This window comes from Streptomyces sp. NRRL B-1140 (genome assembly GCF_001280065.1).
Lineage (GTDB): Bacteria > Actinomycetota > Actinomycetes > Streptomycetales > Streptomycetaceae > Streptomyces.
In genome coordinates, this window is the sequence record NZ_LGEA01000147.1 from 1 (window position 1) to 3,288 (window position 3,288).

The 3,288-nt window shown below is 70.8% G+C and carries 3 protein-coding genes; 2 read left to right on the forward strand and 1 reads right to left on the reverse strand.

The features are described from left to right. Positions 1 to 152: 152 nt before the first annotated feature. Complete coding sequence (locus ADK65_RS33295; RefSeq protein WP_053674791.1) at positions 153 to 767, forward strand: hypothetical protein; 615 nt, start codon at positions 153 to 155, stop codon at positions 765 to 767. Between the two features lie 65 nt (positions 768 to 832). On the opposite strand, the gene ADK65_RS33300 is transcribed toward ADK65_RS33295, so the two are convergent. Next, on the reverse strand, positions 833 to 1,819 hold the full coding sequence (locus ADK65_RS33300) for an RDD family protein (RefSeq protein ID WP_053674793.1): 987 nt from the start codon (positions 1,817 to 1,819) through the stop codon (positions 833 to 835). 128 nt (positions 1,820 to 1,947) lie between these two features. Between ADK65_RS33300 and ADK65_RS33305 the strand changes: the two genes are divergently transcribed. Then, positions 1,948 to 2,955, forward strand: a complete 1,008-nt coding sequence (locus ADK65_RS33305; RefSeq protein WP_053674795.1) for a stage II sporulation protein M — start codon at positions 1,948 to 1,950, stop codon at positions 2,953 to 2,955. Positions 2,956 to 3,288 lie beyond the last annotated feature (333 nt).

A 3,288-nucleotide genomic window follows, 5' to 3' on the forward strand; every position in this document is an offset into this window, starting at 1 on the left:
CGACCACTACCGCTACTGAGCCGGGCAGCACCGCTGCCGGCCGGCCGGTAACCGGTCAGATCCCCGAGGCAGGCCCCCGCACCCCCGTGCCGGGGGCCTGCCCCGTTCGCCCGGCCGGCGACCGGCCCAGCCCGTCAGGACCCAGGACTCCCATGCCCCGCGGCCGCTATTCGCTCCATGACCCGCACGATCACACCCCCCTCGCAGACGAACACTTCCAGTGCGCCCCCGGCCCCTCCGGCTGGCGCTATGTCTCCCAGCTGACCACCCCCACAGGCGATCACCACGGCTCCGTCGACCTCACCCTCGACGAACTGGGCCGCCCCATCCGCCTTGAACTCCACGCCGCCGCCTGGCAGGTCCGCGGCGCCGCCCTCGACGGCGTCACCTGGGTCCGCACCGACCCCACCGGGACCGAGGCCACCGAAGGCAATGTGCGCGCCCACGCCTTCACCGGCACGTCCCCGGCATTCCTCGTCGCCACCGCCCGTCTCCTGCGCCTCACCCCCTCCACGGCCGCCACCCGCGTACGCCTCGTCGCGTTCACGGACCCGGTCCTCGCCCCCCGCACCGTGGACCAGTCCTGGACCTTGCTGAGAAGCGAAGCACACGCCACTGACAACGGCCCCCTGACCGTGGACGAATACCAGGTCACAGCCCTGGACACAGGCGAGCAGCACACCGTGCACATCGCCGGGGACGTGGTGCTCGCGGCCCCCGGCATCGAGCTGGAAGACCTGGAATCACCGCCGTCGGCGTTCGCCTGAACGGACAACCGCACGCCGCCGTCGCCGCCCGCCCCGCCTTCCCGCCCGCCGGCACCCGCCCCGCACTACGCCGGCGGCACGAACCCGGTGCGGGGCTGCTCGCCGGCCGAGACCGCCGGTGGCACGGCCGACGCCGCGGGGCGCTCCCCGCTTGCCGACTCGGACACCACCTCGGACACCGCCTCTGGCGCCTGAGCCGGTGGTCGGAAGCCACCCGCGGCACCGTCCACGGCAGGCGCATCGACTTGGGCGACCGGGTCGGCGGGAACCGCGACGCCGGCGGACGTCGCCGCCGGGGCCGCCCCGCTCCCGAAAGCCCGCCGCGCCTCCCGCGCCTGCCGTTCCTGCACGACCGCCGCCAGATACGCCGCCGGCGGCACACCGTGGGGCACCGGTGCCCCCGTACGCTCCGCCAGATCAGCCGCGAGCCGCTCCGCCATCGACCAGCCCACCTGCGGATCCAGCTGCTGCATACGCGTCAGGTACTGCCGGACCGCGAGCCACAGGCCATCGGGCACCGCGGACAGATCGAGCCCCGAGAACCGCCCCGCCAGCCAGGGCGGAGGAGGCGGCACGAAACCCGTCCGCGCGACCGGAATCCGCTCCCGCACGACGAGCGTCCCGGCGAACACATCGCCCAGCCGCCGCCCGCGCGACGACACGAACGAGGCGATGCAGGCGACGATGCCGAAGGTCATGAGGATCTCGATCACCCCGATCAAGCCCCTCACCAGCGCGTGGCGGAACCGGATGGGTCCTCCGTCGTCCCGCACCACACGCAGACCGCAGGCCACCTTCCCGAGCGACCGCCCGTGACTGAGCGTCTCCACCGCGATCGGCCCGCCCACCAGGACGAGAACGAACGACGCGATGGACAGCGCCGTCTGCGCCGCCTCGTCGAGGGAGGCCGTGGAGATGACCAGCACGACGGTCACCGCGATGTAGACGGCCATGACCGCCACCAGATCGAGCAGCACGGCCAGCGCCCTGCTGGGCAGCCTCGCGGGGCGCAGCTCCAACGCCACAGCCTCGCCCGTCACCAGCTCACTCACGCCCGCCGTCCTTCCCCTGCCCTGCCCCCGACAGGGCCAGTCTGCCAAGCTGAGGGCGCATCGCGTCGTAGTACGACAAGCTGATCCGCGACGAGCCTCCGACGACCAGCCGAGGAGAAGGCACACCGATGGACCTCGACGTCTTCGTCTCCGCCCACCGAGCGGAGTGGGACCGCCTCGAAGCCCTCCTCCGCCGCCAGCGCCGCCTCGACGGCGCGGAGGCCGACGAACTCGTCACCCTGTACCAGCGCACCGCGACACACCTCTCCCTGATCCAGTCCAGTGCGCCCGACCCGCAGCTGACCGGTCGCCTCAGTCAACTCGTGGCACGCGCGCGCAGTGCAGTGACGGGAACCCGACGCGCCTCCTGGCGCGACGTCACGCGCTTCCTCGGCCACGGTTTCCCCGCCGCCGTCTACAAAGCACGGCACTGGTGGGTCCCCACCGCACTGTTGTCCACGGCCGTCGCCGCCCTTCTGGGCTGGTGGATCGGCACCCACCCCGAGGTACAGGCCTCGATCGCGGCTCCCAGCGAACTGAGGGAGCTCACCCGCCCCGGCGGCCAGTACGAGACGTACTACTCCAGTCATCCGGCCGCGAGCTTCGCCGCCCAGGTCTGGACGAACAACGCCTGGGCCGCCGCCCTCTGCTTGATCCTCGGAGTGTTCCTCGGACTCCCGGTCCTCTGGATCCTCTTCCAGAACATGCTCAATCTGGGCGTCGGCGTAGGCCTGATGTCCTCGGCCGGCCGCCTCGACACGTTCCTCGGCCTGGTTCTCCCGCACGGTCTTCTGGAACTGACCGCCGTCTTCGTCGCAGCCGGTACGGGCCTGCGCCTCGGCTGGACGCTCATCGACCCCGGCCCACGGACCCGGCGCACGGCGCTCGCGGAGGAAGGCAGAGCCGCCATAGGCATGGCCATCGGCCTCGCCCTCGTCCTGTTCGTCTCTGGAGCCATCGAAGGCTTCGTCACTCCGTCGGGCCTCCCCACCTGGGCCCGCATCACCATCGGCGTCGCCGCCGAAGTGGCCTTTCTGGCCTACGTCTACGTCCTGGGCGGCCGTGCCGCCCGCGCGGGGGAGACCGGAGACGTCGAGGCGGCGGAGCGCAGCGCGACTGTCCCGACAGCCGCCTGACCGTCCTGCCGACCGCCGGATGTGCGTCCTCGTCCGTTCAGCTGCTAGTCTCCTCTTCGCCCCACAGGAGCCGTTGACACGGCGAGTGCGGGGAGGTAGATTCGAACAGTTGCCTGGAGATGGGCTCTAGTCCCAGACCGGCCACAGTGAACATCTATCTGCTTCTTGAAACGTTGCTTTCATCGAAGCCTCTCCCGATGAATCGGAAATGAGCGGCCGGTCAGACCGGCCAAAAACTTCTGATAAAGTCGGAACCGCCGGAAAGGGAAACGCGAAAGCGGGAACCTGGAAAGCACCGAGGAAATCGGATCGGAAAGATCTGATAGAGTCGGA

Excerpts from the sequence above, each read along its gene's own strand:
- ADK65_RS33295 (WP_053674791.1), top strand. The coding sequence starts at position 153 with ATGCCCCGCGGCCGCTATTCGCTCCATGACCCGCACGATCACACCCCC.
- ADK65_RS33305 (WP_053674795.1), top strand. The coding sequence starts at position 1,948 with ATGGACCTCGACGTCTTCGTCTCCGCCCACCGAGCGGAGTGGGACCGC.